General features: G+C 65.3%; 13 protein-coding genes. All 13 read right to left on the bottom strand.

Annotated elements, in window-relative coordinates; genetic code table 11:
- Positions 1 to 118 precede the first annotated feature (118 nt).
- Positions 119 to 1,564: a mannose-1-phosphate guanylyltransferase/mannose-6-phosphate isomerase gene (locus PHLH3_RS24855; RefSeq protein WP_213626171.1), complete on the bottom strand. Its 1,446-nt coding sequence runs from the start codon at positions 1,562 to 1,564 to the stop codon at positions 119 to 121.
- Between the two features lie 140 nt (positions 1,565 to 1,704).
- Complete coding sequence (locus PHLH3_RS24850; protein WP_173172761.1) at positions 1,705 to 2,349, bottom strand: alginate O-acetyltransferase AlgF; 645 nt, start codon at positions 2,347 to 2,349, stop codon at positions 1,705 to 1,707.
- A gap of 86 nt (positions 2,350 to 2,435) precedes the next feature.
- Complete coding sequence (locus PHLH3_RS24845) at positions 2,436 to 3,584, bottom strand: alginate O-acetyltransferase (RefSeq protein WP_213626170.1); 1,149 nt, start codon at positions 3,582 to 3,584, stop codon at positions 2,436 to 2,438.
- A gap of 11 nt (positions 3,585 to 3,595) precedes the next feature.
- Positions 3,596 to 5,152, bottom strand: coding sequence for an MBOAT family protein (locus PHLH3_RS24840; RefSeq protein ID WP_173172765.1), 1,557 nt, complete (start codon positions 5,150 to 5,152; stop codon positions 3,596 to 3,598).
- 172 nt (positions 5,153 to 5,324) lie between these two features.
- Entirely contained in the window at positions 5,325 to 6,431 is a 1,107-nt protein-coding gene (locus PHLH3_RS24835; protein ID WP_173172768.1) for a mannuronate-specific alginate lyase, read from the bottom strand.
- A gap of 14 nt (positions 6,432 to 6,445) precedes the next feature.
- Positions 6,446 to 7,876, bottom strand: a complete 1,431-nt coding sequence (locus PHLH3_RS24830) for an alginate O-acetyltransferase (RefSeq protein ID WP_213626169.1) — start codon at positions 7,874 to 7,876, stop codon at positions 6,446 to 6,448.
- Positions 7,877 to 7,887: 11 nt separating this feature from the next.
- Complete coding sequence (algG, locus tag PHLH3_RS24825; protein WP_213626168.1) at positions 7,888 to 9,447, bottom strand: mannuronan 5-epimerase AlgG; 1,560 nt, start codon at positions 9,445 to 9,447, stop codon at positions 7,888 to 7,890.
- Positions 9,448 to 9,475: 28 nt separating this feature from the next.
- Complete coding sequence (locus PHLH3_RS24820) at positions 9,476 to 10,927, bottom strand: alginate export family protein (RefSeq protein WP_213626167.1); 1,452 nt, start codon at positions 10,925 to 10,927, stop codon at positions 9,476 to 9,478.
- Positions 10,928 to 10,937: 10 nt separating this feature from the next.
- Positions 10,938 to 12,287, bottom strand: coding sequence for an alginate biosynthesis TPR repeat lipoprotein AlgK (gene algK, locus PHLH3_RS24815; RefSeq protein ID WP_213630673.1), 1,350 nt, complete (start codon positions 12,285 to 12,287; stop codon positions 10,938 to 10,940).
- A gap of 40 nt (positions 12,288 to 12,327) precedes the next feature.
- Positions 12,328 to 13,497, bottom strand: coding sequence for an alginate biosynthesis protein Alg44 (locus tag PHLH3_RS24810; RefSeq protein ID WP_111260088.1), 1,170 nt, complete (start codon positions 13,495 to 13,497; stop codon positions 12,328 to 12,330).
- Positions 13,498 to 13,523: 26 nt separating this feature from the next.
- Positions 13,524 to 15,005, bottom strand: coding sequence for a mannuronan synthase (gene alg8 / locus PHLH3_RS24805; RefSeq protein WP_213626166.1), 1,482 nt, complete (start codon positions 15,003 to 15,005; stop codon positions 13,524 to 13,526).
- A gap of 116 nt (positions 15,006 to 15,121) precedes the next feature.
- On the bottom strand, positions 15,122 to 16,432 hold the full coding sequence (algD, locus tag PHLH3_RS24800; RefSeq protein ID WP_213626165.1) for a GDP-mannose 6-dehydrogenase: 1,311 nt from the start codon (positions 16,430 to 16,432) through the stop codon (positions 15,122 to 15,124).
- A 746-nt stretch (positions 16,433 to 17,178) separates the two neighbouring features.
- On the bottom strand, positions 17,179 to 17,958 hold the full coding sequence (gene yaaA / locus PHLH3_RS24795) for a peroxide stress protein YaaA (protein WP_173172778.1): 780 nt from the start codon (positions 17,956 to 17,958) through the stop codon (positions 17,179 to 17,181).
- Between the last annotated feature and the right edge of the window lie 144 nt (positions 17,959 to 18,102).

Raw genomic sequence — 18,102 nt, 5'->3', positions numbered from 1 at the left:
GGGCGATGCGGTTGGGTGGAGGTGCCGGGCGCGGGGGCCCGGCGGGCCCCCTTGGGTTGGCGCACGCCATTCCCCCGCTGGCACAGGGGGAATGGGCCTCCCGATGGGGGAAGGAGGCTCAGCGTGCTGTCACATGGCTCACGGTGACGGAGTCGCTGCGGCCGTAGACGTCTTCCAGGCGCTCGATGTCGTCCTCGCCCAGGTAGCTGCCGGACTGCACCTCGATGATCTCCAGGGGGATCTTGCCGGGGTTGGTCAGGCGGTGCACCGAGGTCATGGGGATGTAGGTCGACTGGTTCTCGGTGAGCAGGAAGGTCTTGTCGTCACAGGTCACCTCGGCGGTGCCGGATACCACGATCCAGTGCTCGGCGCGGTGGTGGTGCATCTGCAGCGAGAGCTGCGCGCCGGGCTTGACGGTGATGTGCTTGACCTGGAAGCGGCCGCCCATGTCCACCGAGTCGTACGAGCCCCAGGGGCGGTACACGGCGCAGTGGTTCTGGGTCTCGCTGCGACCCTGGGCGTCCAGTTCGTTGACCAGCTTCTTGACGTCCTGCACGCTGTCGCGGTGGGAGATCATCATGGCGTCCTTGGTCTCGACCACGACTATGTCGTCCAGGCCGATCACCGACACCAGCTTGCCGTTGCCGTGTACCAGGCAGTTGCGGCTGTCGTGCACCACCACGTCGCCCTTGGTGACGTTGCCGTCCTTGTCCTTTTCGTGCACTTCCCAGATCGAGCTCCAGCTGCCGACGTCGTTCCAGCCGGCGGAGAGCGGTACCACGCAGGCGCGCTGGGTCTTTTCCATCACCGCGTAGTCGATGGAGTTGTCCGGGCAGCAGGCGAAGGTGGCGGCGTCGATGGTCACCGTGGTGCCGTCGCGCTGGCTGCGCTCCAGGGCGAGCAGGCAGGTGTCGTAGATGTCCACGTCGTGGTGCTTGAGCTCGTCGAGGAAGCGGCTGGCGCGGAACAGGAACATGCCGCTGTTCCAGAAGTAGTCGCCGGAATCCACGTACTGCTGGGCACGCTCGGCATCGGGCTTCTCGACGAACTGGGCGACGCGGCTGATGCCGTCCGGCAGGCTGCCGGCCGAATCCTTGCCACGGATGTAGCCGTAGCCGGTCTCGGGGCGCAGGGCGGGCACGCCGAACAGCACCATCTCGCCCTTCTCGGCGGCGATGGTGGCCAGGGCCAGGGCCTGCTGGAAGGCGCGCTGGTCTTCCAGCACGTGGTCGGCCGGCATCACCAGCATCAGCTCGTCGCGGCCTTCGGCCAGCAGCTGCATGGCGGCGATGGCGACGGCGGGCGCGGTGTTGCGGCCGAAGGGTTCGAGCAGCATGGCCTGCGGGGTGACGTTGATGGCGTCCAGCTGCTCCTGGACGATGAAGCGGTGATCCTTGTTGGCCACCAGCACCGGGGCCTGCATGCCGTCGAAGTTCAGGCGTTCCAGGGTCTGCTGGAACAGGGTGTGGTCACCGGTCAGGGCCAGGAACTGCTTGGGGTATTGCTTGCGCGAAAGGGGCCAGAGTCGGGAGCCGCTACCGCCAGAGAGGATCACAGGAATCATGGGTGTATCTCCTAGAATCGTTCATCGGTTGTGGATAGGTTTCTCATCACATCGATCACTGATTTCTGTCTTGTAGTCCCACTGTCTCGTGCGGCGGGTACGAAGCGTTCGCCCGGGGCGCGAGCCCCGGGCCGGGTACATCAGGATTCGGCCGGGCGCTTGACCCAGACCGGGGAGAGCTTGCCGCCGCTGCCGGTGATGTAGAGGCAGACGACTTCGCCGCGCTGCAGCGAGACGGGCTTGAGGTCACTGACCTTGCGGGTGCCGTCGAACAGGGCGAGGTTGACCTTCACCGGGTTGATCTCGCGCTCGCCACGGCCCTGGGCGGCCACGTCCTCGACCACGGCGGTCTTGCCGTCGGCGGTCTTCAGGGTGAGCTTGGCGTCGGAGAGGTTCTGCACCCGCAGCAGCGCCTTCTGCTTGTTCTTGAAGGGCGGCTCTTCCACCAGCTTGGGTTCGGCACCCGGCTGGTTGACCAGGGTGTAGTAGCGGTCGGCTTCCAGTTTCACCGGCAGGTTGGTGGCGCCGACCTGGGCGCTGTAGTTGCCTGCGGGCAGGAACTTGAAGTCGCTGGAGCCGAGCGGGGCGACATCGTTCAGCGCGGTGTTGCCGACGTTGACGCTGAGTTCGCTGCTGCCGGCGTTGTAGGCGCGGACGAAGGCCGATCCCTTGGGTGCCTGGGGCCCGTAGAGCCCGCCTTCGTCGGCTTGTGCATGCACGGCGGCGAGGCCCAGGGCGATGGCGCAGGCGTACGACGTCCAGTTACGTTTCTTCTGTCGGTTCATGGTGTTCCTCCATCTTTCTTTCTTGAAATGGCCCGGTGGGGCCACAGTCGTCGAGGGCTCGCGGGGCGGGCCCTCACTGCCGGGTTTCAGTTGGCGGCGGTGGCCGCGAGGCGCTCGCCGGGGTTGCCGCCCTTGCGCAGCTCGGCGATCCACTGCGGGTCGAACTCGCTGAGGTCGTTGGGCATGGGCAGGTAGCGCTCGGGGAATTCCCAGATCACCAGTTGCGGAGCGGCGTTCTTCAGCTCGTCGCTCTTGAGGTACTTGAGCATCGGCAGGATCGGGCCGTGGCCGTCCTCGGCGTGGTTGACCAGGTCGCGTTGCAGCGACTGGCGCAGCGCACCGGCGAAGTTCCAGTTCTGGTTGGCGCTGTAGCTGGTGCCCACCAGCACCACCGGAACGGTGCTGTCGGCGAACAGGGAGTCGCCGCTGGCCTCACCTTCGACCGCGGCCCGGGTCTCGCGTTTCTGCAATTTGTCGGGGGCCGGCATCAGGTTCTCGAACATCGGGTCCAGGGGCAGGAAGCGGGTCAGGTCGCCCTTGTAGTCCTCGTTCTTCACCGCCTCGGTGACGTACTCCTGGGCGTCGCCCGAGAGCGGCGCCGCACTGCGCACGGTCTCGCCCAGGGCGTTGGCCACCACCTCGGCGCCCAGGGGCGTCCAGTGGGTGTCGGTGCGCAGGAAGACCTGGCCGTCGCTCTTGGCCTGCTCCAGGGTGCCGAGCAGGTCCGGGGCGATGATCCCGGCCTTGCGCGCGGCACCGCGGAACTGGGCGTAGAGGTCCTGGCGCAGGGCGGTGGGGCGGGCATCGCCGGTGTACTCGGGGTACAGGCGCGACTTGGACGGCACGATCGCCAGCACCAGGGTCACGCCCCGGTTGGCCAGCTCGTCGCGCACGCCCTGGATCATTGCCAGGTTCTCCTGCAGGTGGCGGTTGCCGTCGGCGACGGGGTCGAACTCCTCGTCGGAGAACAGCCAGCCGTCCTTGCCGATGACCACGCCCTGGCGGCCTTCGCCGAACAGGCCGAAGTCCACCAGCGCCCAGAGGTTGGTGCCGATCTGCTTGATCGGGAATTGGTCGTCGTAGTGCTTCTCGAAGGCATGGGCCAGCTTGCCGTTGAGCACGGTGGTCTCCTTGGCGACGCTGAAGCCGACGATGCCGCGCAGGGACCACAGGCTCAGGGCCAGCAGCATGCCGGCGAAGACGACGATGTAGAGGGTGTTGGCAGTTCTGCTCATGGTCGCGCTCCTCAGAACTGGAAGTAGAGGAAGGGGGAGAAGCTCTGCGCCGAGAGCTTCAGGATCGAGGCGGCGAACAGCACCAGCAGGGCGATGCGGGTCGCCAGCATCGGCAGCTGGGTCATCCAGGCCTGCTGCCAGACCAGGCCGCCGCTCGGCGAGTAGGCGATGGCCGCCGGGTCATTGGCGCCGCCCTGCTGGGTGCGCGGCTGGGCGGTGGCCGGGCCGTTGGCGTCGATGTGTTCCTCGGCACGGGCCTTGGGCGCACCGGCCAGGGGCTTGGTGTAGAACTGGCGGATGCCGAAGATGGCCAGCACCACGTAGGCCAGCACCAGGGTGGCGATCTGCAGGCTGGTCAGCTGGGCGCGGTTGAGCTCGGAGAGGCCCAGTTCGCCGAAGCTGAACATGGCGGCGTACATGCGCCAGGCGACGTCGAGGTTCTCGGCGCGGAAGATCACCCAGCCGATCACCACCAGGAGGAAGGTGAAGGCCCAGCGCAGCGGGTTGAGCACGCGCGGCGCGGCGTCGACGCCCAGGGCGCGTTCGATCGCCAGCCACATGCCGTGCCAGGCGCCCCAGATGATGTAGGTGAAGTTGGCGCCGTGCCACAGGCCGCCCAGCAACATGGTGAGGAACAGGTTGCGGTAGGTCTGGAAGGTGGTGCCGCGGTTGCCGCCCAGGCTGATGTACAGGTAGTCGCGCAGCCAGGTGGAGAGGCTGATGTGCCAGCGCCGCCAGAACTCGGTGATGGACTGGCTGATGTAGGGCTGGTTGAAGTTCTCCATGAAGCGGAAGCCCATCATCAGGCCGAGGCCGATGGCCATGTCGCTGTAGCCGGAGAAGTCGAAGTACAGCTGCGCGGTGTAGGCCAGCGCGCCGAGCCAGGCATCCCCCGTGGTCGGGTCGGAGAGGGCGAAGCAGTGGTCGGCGATGGGCGCGATGCTGTCGGCGATGAAGACCTTCTTGATGAAGCCCTGCATGAACCGGGTGCAGCCCTCGGCGAACTTGTCGACGGTGTGGGTGCGGTGGTTGAACTGGTCGACCAGGTCGCGGAAGCGCAGCACGGGGCCGGCGATCAGGTGCGGGAAGATCGCCACGAAGGCCGCGAAGTCGATCAGGTTGTGGGTCGCCGGGGTGTCGCCACGGTACACATCGATGATGTAGCTGATGGACTCGAAGATGTAGAACGAGATACCGATCGGCAGCAGGATGTGGGTGAGGACGAAGGGCTCCATGCCGAACGAGGTGACGATGGCGTTGAGGCTGTCGACGCCGAAGTTGGCGTACTTGAAGTAGCCCAGCACGCACAGGTCGACCACCACGCCGAGGATCAGCCATTTCTGCGCCGTCTTCGTGCGGACCCCGGCGGCGCCTATGCGCAGGCCGATCCAGTAGTTGAACACCGTGACCGCCGCGAACAGCGCGAGGAAGTCGATCCGCCACCAGGCGTAGAACACGTAGCTGGCGACGAGCAGCAGCAGGTTTCGATAGCGCGTCCCGACCAGGTAGTACAAGCCGAGGAAGATCGGCAGGAACAGGAACAGGAACACGTTTGAAGAAAAGACCATCCGAGTCTCTCCACTTGTACGTCAACTTTCTGGGCCGCCGCCGGACGTTCCAGCCCGGTGTGCGACCCGCCATTCCCTCCCCAGGGTGTGGCGTTCAAATCCTTGCGCCGCCGCGTCTGCTGCGCGGTCGGTTGATTCCCAAAGGCGCTCCCCGGAAGGGGAGGGCGCTGCATCAGCTACCGCTGCCGCCCTCCTTCTTCGGGTGGAAGACCTGGGTGATGTCGCCGCCCAGGCGGAAGGTCTTGTAGGGGCCCATGGAGTCCTTCCACTGCACGGTGTCGGGCTTGCAGCCGTAGAGGGCGCACCAGGGCTCGAGCCAGGCGAACTTGGCGTGTTTCCCCAGTTCGTCCATGTCCTGGTCCTCGCCGGTCCTGTCGTCGAAGGGCTCCTGGTCGTCGACGCCGGCGATGACCTTCTCGCCGAGGCGGCGCAGGGCACCGTTGTTCTCCTCGCGCAGGTCCACGCCGTTGGCCTGGGCGAACGCGGCGATCATCGCCAGCGGCGGCAGGCTGTAGTTGTGGTAGGCGAGGGCGCGTTGCCGGCGCTTGAGCTCGTTGGGCAGGAAGCCGTCCTGGTCGACCTGGCTGGCGGCGACGCGGAACTGGTCCACCGACCAGTCGAACAGGTCGCGGCGGTTGGTGGCGACGGCGGTGGCCATCACCGACCAGGCGGCCCAGTAGGAGTGGTTGTTGATCTTCTTCAGCGGCAGGCCGCTCCAGTCGTGCACCGTCTGGTCGGCCAGGCGCGAGAACCAGGATTCGATGACCTGGGTCTGGCTCTTGTAGGCGTCCAGCGGGTGGCTGTCGGAGAACTTCAGCCGCAGGTAGGCGGAGGACAGGCTGCCCAGCGCCCATTTGCGGATCGACTTGCCGGTGTGGTTGTACTCGGTGCTGAGCAGGGCGTTGGCCTGGGCCCAGCTGGTCATCCACTGCAGGGCGCATTCGAGCTGCGGACGCTGCCCTTCGCGCATGTAGACCATGACCATCTTGTTGACGCCGCGCTCCATCTCGGTGATGTCGGCGGTCTTCTCGCGGAAGGCCTTCTCGGCTTCCGGGTTGAGGGTCGCGCGGGCCTTGTCCGAGCCTTCGTACTTGCTGCGGAAGTCGAGCTTGGCCGTGTACGGCTGCGGCGGCGCCTTGCAGGCCTCGGGCTTCTTGTCGTCGATATCCACCGGTGCGTAGTAGCCGCGTGGCGGCACCAGGTCGGCGGCACTCGCCTGGCCGACGAGCAGGCAGCCGCCGAGCAGGCAGGGTGCGAGCAGGCTGAGTGGATGCTTCATGGGGACCTCCTTCCTCACTCGGCCTTGGCCGTGAGGGTGTCGCCGCCGTTGCCGGGTCGCTTGCACAGGGTCACGTCGACGCTGAGGTTCTCCGGCATTTCTTCGGGGCTGTGGATTTCCAGGGCGAGGACGTTCAGGTCCCGCCAATCGGGGTCGTCGCGCAGTTCGAAGACATAGCGACCACCGGTGTCGACGCGGTCGCTCTGCTCGATCTTGAAGTTCTCGCGGCGGCCGTTGAGGTACCAGATGGTGGCCTTGGACTCGTGCACGGACGGGTCGCTGAAGGTCAGGTCGACCTGGTAGTCGCCACTACGGATGTCTTTCACCGGCGCGTTCTGGCCGTTGACGAAGACTTCGTTGGCGCCGGGCTTCATCTTCACCTTGTTGTGCATCACTGCCTTCCGGCCTTCGCAGCCGTTGTCAACCAGCGGCACGGCCTGGCGGTAGAAGCTCTTCTGCGCCATGTCGTAGTGGGTGGCGAATTCCCAGACGATGATCTTCGGCGGGTTCTCGTGGAATTCCTTGCTGCTCATGTACTGCAGCAGGGCGCTGTCGAAGCCGCCGCCGCTGACCGCCATGTTGAGCACCTCGGCGCCGCTGTGCTGCTGCAGGAAGCCACCGAAGTTGTACGCCGGGCCGCTGTTACTGGTGCCCACCAGGACGATCTGCGGGTTCGACTCGTCGCCGAACAGGCTGTCGCCGCCGGCCTCGCCCGAGGCTTCGGTCTCGTAGCGGTCGACGTACTGGGTGGCGTAGGTGGTGCCGCACAGCTGGCCGGCGGTCTTGTGCAGGGTGCCGGCCTTGGGCAGCAGGCCGACGACCTTGCTGGAGAACTCCTTCTTGGGGATGTCGGCGAAGCCGGGCATCTCCTTCAGTGTCTCGGCCACCAGCTTGGCGGTGCGGTCGGCGCCGGCCGGCGTCCAGTGGTGGTCGGCCTTGAAGTAGTAGTCGGTGTCCACGCCCTTCTCGTCGAACAGCGGCGAGAGGTCGGTGACCCAGATGCCGGTCTTGCGGAAGTCTTCCACCGTCTTGAGGTAGTTCTTCTTCGCCAGCTCGAAGTCGAAGCGGGCCTTTTCTTCCTCGGTCAGCTTCTCGCGGTTGATCAGCCCGCGGGTGGGTTGGTAGACCACCATCAGCTCGATGCCCTTGGCCTTGAGCGCGTCACGCAGGCGCTTGAACTCGCTGTAGCCGTAGGGGGTGGTGCCGAAGTCGGTGCGCAGGTCGTTGCGCGAGCGGAACAACCAGTCGTCCTTGGCCTGCACCAGGGCGGTGAAGAAGCTCAGGTACTTGGTGTTGTAGGTGTTCGGGTTCTGCGCCGTGGCGCACAGCGGACCGGTGCGCTGCACGCTGTACTGCGGTTCGGCCGCCTGGGCGGTGTGGGCGCCGGCCAGCAGGGCGGCGGCCAGGGCGGAGGGGGCGAACCAACGGGTGCTGTTCTTGTGCATGATCTGTTGCCTCAATCCTGGAGTTCGGCCTGGCTTTCGACGGGGTCGATGAGCACCGCTTTCTTGCGGCGCACCATGAGGTCGAGGATTTCTTCCTGTTTCTCGCCCAGCACGCCGGCGAAGCTGATGCCGGTGGACTTGCTCGGGGCGAGCATCTCCACGCGGTAGAGCTCCACGGAGAGCGGCGAGTCGATGGACAGCGGGCTGGAGCCGTTACCGGCGAGCTTGCCGCCGACCACGATCATCGAGACCTTGGTGTCGAAGGGGTCGAGCTCGATGTCGCGGTCGGTATCGGACAGGTCCTTGATGTGCCCGTACACGCCGGTCAGCCCGTTGGCGATGGCGAGGTTCTCGTACAGGCGGATGTTCACGCTGTTGCGCAGGCGGATGCCGTGGCGCTGGTTGTTGACGATCTTGTTGCCCCACAACAGGTTGTTGGAGCTCTCGTACAGGGTGATGCCGTCGGCATGGTTCTGGTAGACCTCGTTGTAGGCCACCAGGTTGTTGACCGAGTTACGGTCGATGACGATGCCCGAGAGTTTGTTGTCGTAGGTCTTGTTGTTGATGATCCAGCTGTCGTCCACCTCGCGGGAGATGATGATCCCGTGCTTCTTCTTGGTCCCGAACACGGTGTTCTCGGCGATGATCAGGCCGTGGGAACGGTCGTGCGGGTCGATGCCGTAGACGATGTTGTCGCGGTAGGTGTTGCCCTTGATCACCACATCGCGGGCCTCGTAGCAGTAGAAGCCGTACCAGTGGTCGACGAACTCCGAATCCACCAGCCAGCCGGTGGGTTCCGGGCGCTTGAGGCGCGCGTGCATGCCGGGGGTGTACTGGGTGATGGAGACGCCGTAGGACTTGGAGTTGTTGTAGCCGAGGCTGGTGACGGTGCTGCCGACGATGTACAGCTCGCTGCCGCCCCAGGAGACTAGGAAGGGGCGGAATTCGTCGGGCGTGCGGAAGGTCGCCGGCGTCTTGTCCTGCTCGCGCCAGGCGGACAGCCGGGTGCCGGTGATGAACAGCTTGCCGTCGTTGACCAGGAAGGCGCCGCGCTCCTGGGAGAGGCGGAAGTCCTTGGTGTCCTTGCCGATCTCGAGGTTCGCGTCCTGGGCCACCACCACGGGCAGGCGGGCGATGTACACGCCCGGCTCGGTCTCGCTGAACTGGCTGTCGGGCAGGGCCCTGGCGATGTCGGCGGGGGTGACGTGGCCGCCCTCGATGAAGATCGCCTGGGGCATGCCGCGCTGGCGGGTGACCCATTCGCGCATGCGCTCGTTGCCGCCGATGAAGTCCTTCAGGGCGTCCTGTTGCAGCATGCGCCGCACCACGACCTTGCCCTGTTTCGAGCGGTCGATCTTCGCTTCCACCGCCTGGGCGGTATAGCCGGAGAGGTCGGGCAGCGTGGGCGCGTCCAGGTGCAGCTGGTCCACCGGCGCGCTGGTGACGGTGTAGTTCTTGGTTTCCTTGAGCTCCTTGGCCGGTTCGGCGGCCTGGGCCCAGGGCGCTGCGATGAGCAGCGCGCCAAGTACCACTCCGCTGAGCGGCAGTGGGGTTCCGATGGGGTTTCTCATGGCTGTTCTCCCTTCGCGCATGGCGGCCTCAGAAGCGCCAGATGAAGTCGACGAAGGCGCGATGCATCAGCGAGTCGGTGCCGCTGCCATAGGCATCGCCCGGCTTGAACACGCCACCACGGAAACGCACCAGCGCGGAGGCGTCGTCCATGTGCTCGGCCATCGAGGCCGGCAGCAGGCCCTGCTTGAAGTACTTGGTGACGACGAAGTCGAGCTCCTGGCCGACGTCCTTCTCGCCGTCCTCCAGGGGGGCGATGATCCCGGCCTGGCCGACGTCCTGGTTGTCGTCGACACGCCAGAAGCGGTGGTAGACGACACTGGCGTCGTAGTCTTCGCGCAGCTGCCAGGAGGCGAAGGCGGTGCCCACCTGGAGGTTGCTCAGCTCGCCGCGGAAGGCTTCGCCGAAGCGGTGCATGCGCGAGTTGGTGCCGGTGAAGTTGGAGCGGTTGCTCTCCATGCCGGTCTGGCGGAACTGCTCGGAGCTGTCGTCGTCGCCACCGCCGCTGCCACGGGCGTAGGCACCGCCGACCTTCCACTGGTCGTTGATGTTCCAGCGCAGGCCGAGGTCCAGCGCCCAGGCGTCGACGTCGACGTTGCGCGAGCCGTTGGCGAGTCGGTCGTTGCCGACCACGGTCTGGTTCAGTTCGTCGATGTCGCCGGTGAGCCAGGTGGCCTGGGCCCAGTAGTTGAGGGTCTCGGGCGAGCGGCGGTCGAAGAAGCCGTTGTCGGCATTGATGCCGAGCCAGGTGAGGTCGCCGGTGTAGCGCTTGTCCAGCGGGTCCACCACTTCGCCGTTGTCGGGCAGGCTGCCGTTGTCACGGCTGTGGTGGAGCTTGAGGCCGACCCAGTGGTTGGGCATCCACTGGGTGGCGACGTCGCCGAAGAAGTGCTGGCGGTCCTTGTCCTCGGGGGCCAGTTCGTCGATGTCGGTGCGGTACTCGCTGAAGCGCTCGGCGACGCCGACGTTGGCGGTCAGCAGGGTGGTGTCGAAGGTCCAGCGCAGGGCCTCGATGTTGGTGTCCCACCAGGTGCCTTCTTCGCTGCGCACGCGCTGGCGGCCGAAGCGCAGGTGCTCGCCCGGGTAGGCGGTGAGGCCGGCGTAGTCGACCCAGAATTCGCGCAGGGCGAGGTAGCTCTTGTCGGGTTCGCGGCCGTCGCTGTTCTGGCTGGATTCGCTGTCGATGTCGCTGGATTCGATAGTGTCGGTCTCGACGATGTCGGTCGCGGTCACCGCCTGGCCCATGGCGAAGGCGCTCCACTCGCCGCGCTGGCCGTAGACCCAGGGACGCAGGTCGAGACCGATGCCGTTGACGTCGCCGCCCTTCTGGGTGCCGAGGTCGCGGTCGTCTTCGGACTGCGCGGTGATCTTGATGTCGAGGCCGAAGTTCTTGTCACTCATCTGCACGGCGAAGGCGCTGCTCGCGGTGATCAGCGTGATGCCCAGGCCCAGGCTGGCGTTCGTCCAGAGATTGAATTTCATAGCGGTTCCTTCAAGGGGTCTGCATGGCTTGCATCTGGGCGGCGTCCTGCAGGGCCGCGCCGCGGAGCTGACGCTCCTCGCGCAGCAGCTGCTCGGCCCGGGCGCGTTCCGCAGGCTGCAGTTGTTGTTCCACCGCCTGGGCCAGTTCGGTGGCCTGGGGTGTGTTCTTGGGCAGCGCGAGCTGGCTGAAGACGTAGGCGTTGACCAGGTTGGGCTGGATGCCCTTGCCCTGGGCGAACATCTGGCCGAGGGCGAAGTCGGCGTTGATCTGGCCGCTGCGCGCGGCGCTCAGCAGGTAGTCCAGCGCCTTGTCCGGGTAGATGTCGCCGAGGTAGCCGCGGACGTAGATCTGCCCCAGCAGGTAGTTGGCGGCCGGCTCGGTGGGCGCGGCCTTCATCAGGTGTTCCTCGGCCTTGCGCGGGTCCTGCGGCAGCAGCTTGCCTTCGTAGTAGAGGCGGCCCAGCAGCAGCTCGGCGCGCGGCAGTGCGGCTTCGCGGCCGTGGTCGAGGTACTCCATCATCTTGTCGATGTCGCCCAGGCCCGGGTACTCGTAGAGCAGCTTGGCGAGGCTGACCCAGGCGGCGGGGTAGGCCGGGGCGATCTCTTCGAGCATTTCCTGGGCCTTGCCTTCGTCGGGCTTGCCGCCGAGCTCGGCGTCGGCCAGCACCTGGGCCACCGAGTCCACGCGCTGGGCGGGAATGACGCCTGCGTGGTAGCCGTTCATCAGCTGGGCGACCAGGGCCTTCTGTTCCTCGGCGTTGCCCTGCTTCTGGTACACGGTGGCGAGCTCGACGTAGCAGACGTCGGCCTGGGCCAGGGTGCGCTTGCAGATGTCCTCGATCTCGCCCAGGTGCTGGTCGTAGGTGCCCTGGCTCCGATAGAAGAGGATCTGCGCCAGCTCGGCTTCGGGCTGGCCGTCGGCGCGCCACTGGGCGATGCGCTGCTGCACGTTCACGCCGGGGAAGTCCTGCGGGAAGGTCAGGTAGAGCATCACCAGGGGCAGCAGGCTGCTAGGCTCGCCGGCCTTGAAGGCTTCATCCAGCAGCTTGGCCGCTTCCTGGCGCTCGGCCGGGGTGGCGTCGGGCTTGCGCGCCAGCAGCTTGCCGAGGCGGGCCTTGGCGCGCGGGGACTCGTCCATGGCCTGGCGGTAGATCTGCTCGGCCTGGCGCATCTGCTCCGGGTCACCGCTGTTGACCTGCAGGTCGGCGAGGCCGACCTGGGCACTGACGTAGCCCAGGTCCGCCAGCTGGCGGTAGTTGCGCTCGGCGGTGGCGGTGTCGCCACGCTTGAGCGCTTCGTTGGCCAGGCGTTGGTCGGGCAGGCCGGCACAGCCGGCCAGCGCGACCGCGGCGCCGAGCATCAGGTAACGGGATGGGAATGTCGCCACTGCGGGTCCCTCCTCAGAAACCGGCCGCCAGGGCGCGGTCGATCATCCAGTCGAAGGACGGGCCACGATCGATGCTGACTTCCACCGGCTGGCCGGCGAGCTTGCTGTCCAGGGTCTGGTCGGGCTGGATCACCACGCGGATGTCGGAGGACAGGCCGCTGTCGATCAGGCTGCTGCTGATGATCTTGCCGTGGCGCGGGCTGTCTTCGCCGGCCACCTGGAAGGTGACGCTGGCGCCGGGCTTGGCCTGGGCGAAGTTGCGGTAGGGGAAGCGGGCGCTGACGGTGGCTTCGAAGTCCTGGGGCACCAGTTCGAAGATGACGTCGCCCTTGCCGGCGAACTGGCCGTCGGCGACCAGCTGGCGCGCCACCTTGCAGTTGCAGGGGCTGGTCAGGGTGCCTTTCATCTGCTTGCCGAACAGTTCCTCGACGTTGGCCGGGGTGAGCTGGTCGTCGGTCAGGTGGCCCTTGAGCATCTCCAGCATGGTGGCGGAGAAGGAGGCGATGGGGGCGCCCTTGTCCACGGTGGTGCCTTCGCCGCCGATCAGGCTCTGCACGGTGCCTTCGCGGGGCATGGTGACCTGCATGCTGGGCACGGCGACCATGCCGGACTCGGCGTGGGTCACGAAGTACAGGCCGTACAGGGACTTGAAGATGAAGCCGAAGGCGGCCAGGCCGACGATGAACAGGCCGGCGCTGAAGGTCACCGCCTTGAGGCGGCCGAACACGCCCATGCCGCCACCGTTGCCACCGTTCTTGCGCGGCTTGGTGAAGTTCTCGCGCTGCAGGGTGTTGAGCATGTCGCCGGCGCTGATCACCTCACCGGACAGGTGGGCGCTGATCAGGTAGCGCAGGGTGGCGATGTCGCGCGGCTTGAGGCTGTGGAACTGGCAGCCGGCGCGGCCGCTGTCCAGGTCCACGGTGCGCACCTGGAATTCGACGTCCAGGCCCAGGGTCAGGCTGTCCAGCTGGAACAGCATGCGGCCCTGGTGGTAGTCGCCGACCTGGGCGCGGTGCTTGGGCCCGGTCTGGAAGGAGAAGCCACCGGCGGAGAGGTCGAGCAGGCGGTGCTCGACCCGTTCGTTGTTGGCCAGGTAGCGGATCTTGGCCGGTATCTTGACCCGGGCGTGCTGGCGCTGGGCTTCGGATTCGTGCACCACATTGACGTTGACGGCTGTATTCATGGCTTGGATTTCCTATTCAAGTTCTGTCACACGAACGCCATCAGCGTGGCGACGAATACGCTGGTTGCGGTGAAGGTCATGGCGCGTGAGGACCAGGTGTTGAACCAGCGCGTGAAGCTGGCGAGATCACGGTTGAGCTTGGTGTTCTGGCGCGTCCAGGACTGCTGGTCCAGGCGGAAGAAGACGTAGATCTTCACCAGGGCGCCGACGATCTGGTTGTAATAGAGGATCAGCGGGTAGGCCGGCCCTATGTGGTGCCCTGAAACGCTCAGCAGCAGGGTGAGGATGAAGCGGGTGAGACCGATCCACAGCAGGTACACGAGCAGGTAGGCGATGCTGTACTTGATGCTGGCGATGATGGCGACGGCCAGGCCCAGCAGGCAGGTCCACATCGATACGCGCTGGTCGCTGAGCACCAGGGTGGTAAACCAGCCCAGGCGGCTCGGCCCCAGGCGCAGGGCCCGGGAGTTCTGCCGCAGGTTGTTGCCGTACCAGCGGAACATCAGCTTGCGGCTGGCCTTGATGAAGCTCTTCTCCGGCGGGTGCTCGACGGTGTTGATCGCCGCGTCCGGCACGTAGAAGGTGTCGTAGCCCAGGCGCATCAGGCTGTACCAGCTGGACTTGTCGTCACCGGTGAGGAACTGGAAGCGGCCGAGGCGCCAGTGGTCCAGGTGGTCGCTTTCCACGTCGGCGATGAAGTCCGGGTCGGTCACGACCTTGGCGCGGAACACCGACATGCGCCCGGTCATGGTCAGCACCCGCTTGGAGAGCGCCATGGAGCACATGTTGATGTGGCGCTGGGCGAAGCGCAGCTTGTGCCACTCGGACATGATGTAGCTGCCACGCACCTCGCAGAACTCGTTGGTGGTGAGGCCGCCGACATTGGGGAAGAGCTTGAACCAGGGCACGGTCTTCTTCACCACGCCTTCGGCGAGCACGGTGTCGCCGTCGACCACGGCGACCACGGCGTTCTCGTCCGGCAGGCGCCGGGAGATGGCACGGAAGCCATAGGCCAGGCCATCGCGCTTGCCGGTGCCGGGGATGCGCACGAAGTCGAGGGTGACGTGCTGGGGCGGGTTCATCTTCGCCCACAGGCCCTTGACCAGGAGTTCATCGGACAGCTCGACGATCGAGCACACCACGGTGGTGGGGTAGCCGCAGTCGATCGCTTCCTGGATCACCGAGCGGTAGACCATGGCGGTGGTCAGCGCGTCGATGCGAAAGCTCGTCACCAGCAGGAACACGTGGGACGGGTCCGCCGCTTCGCCCAGCTTGCGGACCTTGCGCCGGTAGTGCGGGTAGACCACATAGAGGAACAGCATGCCGCGGATGAAATGCAGGCCGCCCATGGAGTAGCGCCAGATGCCGACCAGGCCGATCAGCAGCAGGAAATGCTTGGAGTCGGGGTCGAAGACCGACTTGGGCAGGGCCAGTGCGAGCAGCCCCAGGCCCGTCAGGTAGAAAAGCCAACCCGCCGCCTCGTTGAGGCTTAGCTTGAGCTTGTCCATACGTTTATCCATTCCGTCGTTGGCGCCGGACAAACCCCGGGCGTGGGCGCGGCTTCTTGTTGTTCGCCGACCCGAGGTTCATCACTTGCGTTGCGCTTAGAAGCTGGTGTCCGGGATTACCAGCAGATGCCTTCGGCCTGTGCGTTGGTCGCCTTGGGCATGAAGCCCACCAGGTCGATCACGCGCTTGCCTTCGGGCGCCCGTTGCGCCAGCGGAGCGAAGAGCTCGTCGCGGTTGCCGAGGACGATGACGTCGGCATCGCCGACCACGCCGTCGAAGTCGCTGTCGAGCAGGGAGGACACATGGGGAATCTTCGATTCGATGTAGTCCTTGTTGGCGCCGTGCACGCGTGCGTACTCGACGTTGCGGTCGTAGATGCGCAGGTCAAAGCCCTTGCCGATGAGCATCTCGGCCAGTTCGACCAGGGGGCTCTCGCGCAGGTCGTCGGTGCCGGCCTTGAAGGACAGGCCGAGCAGGGCGACCTTGCGCTTGTCCTGGGCGGCGATGATGTCGAAGGCCTTCTGCACCTGGTAGGCATTGCTGCGCATCAGCGAGCCGATCAGCGGGGCCTCGACGTCCAGGGAGCTGGCGCGGTAGTTCAGGGCGCGCACGTCCTTGGGCAGGCAGGAGCCGCCGAAGGCGAAGCCGGGGCGCATGTAGTACTTGGAGAGGTTGAGCTTGTGGTCCTGGCAGATCACGTCCATCACTTCGCGGCCGTCGACACCCACCGCCTTGGCGATGTTGCCGATCTCGTTGGCGAAGGTGACCTTGGCGGCGTGCCAGACGTTGCAGGTGTACTTGATCATCTCGGCGACCTGGACTTCCTTGCGGATGATCGGTGCGTCGAGTTCGCGGTACAGGGTTTCCAGCAGGTCGCCGGAGGCCTTGTCCAGTTCGCCGATGACGGTCATGGGCGGGAAGTCGTAGTCCTTGATCGCGGTGCTTTCGCGCAGGAACTCGGGGTTCACCGCGACGCCGAAGTCTTCGCCGGCCTTCTTGCCGGAGCAGTCCTCGATGATCGGGATGACCACGTTCATCACGGTGCCCGGCAGCACGGTGCTGCGGACGACGACGGTGTGGCGCTCGGACTTGTCGCGCAGGGCGAAACCGATCTCGCGGCAGACGCCTTCGATGTAGTCCAGTTCCAGGTCGCCGTTCTTCTTGCTCGGGGTGCCGACGCAGATGAAGGAGACTTCGGTGTCGCGGACCGCGGCGGCGACATCGGTGGTGCCGCGCAGGCGGCCGGTCTTGCGGCCTTGCTGCAGGAGCTCTTCGAGTCCGGGTTCGACGATGGGGGACTTCCCGTTGTTGATCAGGTCGATCTTGGTGGTGGAGACGTCTACACCGACAACTTCATGACCACGAGCCGACAGGCAACCGGCACATACTGCACCGACATAGCCCAAACCAAAGATGCTGATACGCATCGCATTCACCTCATCCATTTAGCACGCTGTTAATTGGTGGCATAATCGCCACTTCCGTTTTGCAGCCGTTACATTCAATTCGTAACTTTCAGCTGCGTGCAGGCATGACAAACACCTGGCACCGAAACTGCGGGTACCTGAAGCGGAGCCTGTGAATTCGCTGGCTCCAAGGTTTCCTGGACTGATTACCTTACTGGCTCTTGTCCCTGGTTCTTGTCAGTCGATCCTGTGTCCAACTTCTCCTCTTAGTTCGCCTGTTTCGTTTCTGGCGCACAACTTCCCCCTCGGAGCATTCCGATACATGGGGGCAGTTTGGAATCACGCTGAAATATTGCGTGAAGAATTAAGCGTCGGGGTTATGAGTGTTCGGGTTTTCGGATAGTTCCTACCGTTCGTCATCAATTTGATTTGTTGCAATTCATCGACTACGGGCATTTGTAATTGCACCTTGATGGCAAACTTCGGGTGTTTCAACGCGCCGAAAAAGTTCCCTGTATTTAATGGGTGGAAGTGCAGCGGTAGTTCGCTATCGCCCGTGCTAGAGCCTGCGCGCTGTTTACACAACGGCGCGGAAGTTCCCTGGCCCGTTGTGAGGCAGGCGGTACGTTAGTTCCAGCGGCGATCAAAGGTGATGGCACCGGGCCGGCGCGCAGAAGTGGCGGGAGGAGGAAACTTCGCCGATTGGACGACTCGCAGCGGAGCCGCCCAACCAATGGCAGGTTGTGGTGGTAAACGAGGCGGGGAAATCAGTCCTGCGGGGTGTCGCGGAGGAATACCAGCTTGTCCGGCGAGGAGGCTTCGGCGCTGTATCGATAGCCCTGGTAGTCGAAGTCCTTCAGGCCTTGCGGGTCGGTCAGGCGTTCCTTGATCACGTAGCGGGCCATGAGGCCGCGGGCCTTCTTGGCGTAGAAGCTGATGATCTTGTACTGGCCGTTCTTCAGGTCCTTGAATTCGGTGTCGATGATGCGGGCATCGAGGGCCTTGCGCTTCACCGAGCTGAAGTATTCGTTGGAGGCGAGGTTGAGCAGGATGTCGTCGCCCTGTTCGGCCAGTGCCTGGTTGAGCCAGGTGCTGATGCGATCGCCCCAGAAGGCGTAGAGGTCCTTGCCCCGGGCGTTGGCCAGCTTGGTGCCCATCTCCAGGCGGTAGGGCTGCATCAGGTCCAGTGGGCGCAGCAGACCGTAGAGGCCGGAGAGCATGCGCAGGTGGCGCTGGGCGAAGTCGAAGTCCGCCTCGGCGAAGCTCTCGGCGTCGAGCCCGGTATAGACGTCGCCCTTGAAGGCCAGCAGCGCCTGCTTGGCGTTCTCGGGGGTGAACGCCGGGTGCCAGCTGCCATAGCGCGCGGCGTTGAGGCCGGCGAGCTTGTCGGACAGGTGCATGAGCTCGGCGATATCGCTCGGGGCCAGGGTGCGCAGTTGCTGGATCAGTTCCTGGGCGTGGTCCAGGTGCTGGGGCAGGGTGTGGCGCGGGGTCACCGGCGGGGTTTCGTAGTCCAGGGTCTTGGCGGGGGAAATCACCAGCAGCATCGAATCGTCTCCTACGGGAATGCGGCGATTCTAGGGATTTGCGGCGGTGGGCTCCACCTATGGGGACGATTGACGCTTTCAGTGCGTCCCGCGAGGGCCGGTGTCTCGCTGCGCGCAGGCTTTCCATAGGGATAGGCGGCATCG

It is taken from the genome of Pseudomonas sp. Pc102, from assembly GCF_018408275.1.
GTDB lineage: Bacteria > Pseudomonadota > Gammaproteobacteria > Pseudomonadales > Pseudomonadaceae > Metapseudomonas > Metapseudomonas tohonis.
This window is presented reverse-complemented; position numbering and strand designations above follow the sequence as displayed.

Coding starts and splice junctions, on each gene's coding strand:
- algK (WP_213630673.1), bottom strand. CDS start 12,287: ATGCTCGGCGCCGCGGTCGCGCTGGCCGGCTGTGCCGGCCTGCCCGAC.
- PHLH3_RS24855 (WP_213626171.1), bottom strand. CDS start 1,564: ATGATTCCTGTGATCCTCTCTGGCGGTAGCGGCTCCCGACTCTGGCCC.
- PHLH3_RS24840 (WP_173172765.1), bottom strand. CDS start 5,152: ATGGTCTTTTCTTCAAACGTGTTCCTGTTCCTGTTCCTGCCGATCTTC.
- PHLH3_RS24835 (WP_173172768.1), bottom strand. CDS start 6,431: ATGAAGCATCCACTCAGCCTGCTCGCACCCTGCCTGCTCGGCGGCTGC.
- PHLH3_RS24845 (WP_213626170.1), bottom strand. CDS start 3,584: ATGAGCAGAACTGCCAACACCCTCTACATCGTCGTCTTCGCCGGCATG.
- algD (WP_213626165.1), bottom strand. CDS start 16,432: ATGCGTATCAGCATCTTTGGTTTGGGCTATGTCGGTGCAGTATGTGCC.
- algG (WP_213626168.1), bottom strand. CDS start 9,447: ATGAGAAACCCCATCGGAACCCCACTGCCGCTCAGCGGAGTGGTACTT.
- PHLH3_RS24830 (WP_213626169.1), bottom strand. CDS start 7,876: ATGCACAAGAACAGCACCCGTTGGTTCGCCCCCTCCGCCCTGGCCGCC.
- yaaA (WP_173172778.1), bottom strand. CDS start 17,958: ATGCTGCTGGTGATTTCCCCCGCCAAGACCCTGGACTACGAAACCCCG.
- PHLH3_RS24820 (WP_213626167.1), bottom strand. CDS start 10,927: ATGAAATTCAATCTCTGGACGAACGCCAGCCTGGGCCTGGGCATCACG.
- alg8 (WP_213626166.1), bottom strand. CDS start 15,005: ATGGACAAGCTCAAGCTAAGCCTCAACGAGGCGGCGGGTTGGCTTTTC.
- PHLH3_RS24850 (WP_173172761.1), bottom strand. CDS start 2,349: ATGAACCGACAGAAGAAACGTAACTGGACGTCGTACGCCTGCGCCATC.
- PHLH3_RS24810 (WP_111260088.1), bottom strand. CDS start 13,497: ATGAATACAGCCGTCAACGTCAATGTGGTGCACGAATCCGAAGCCCAG.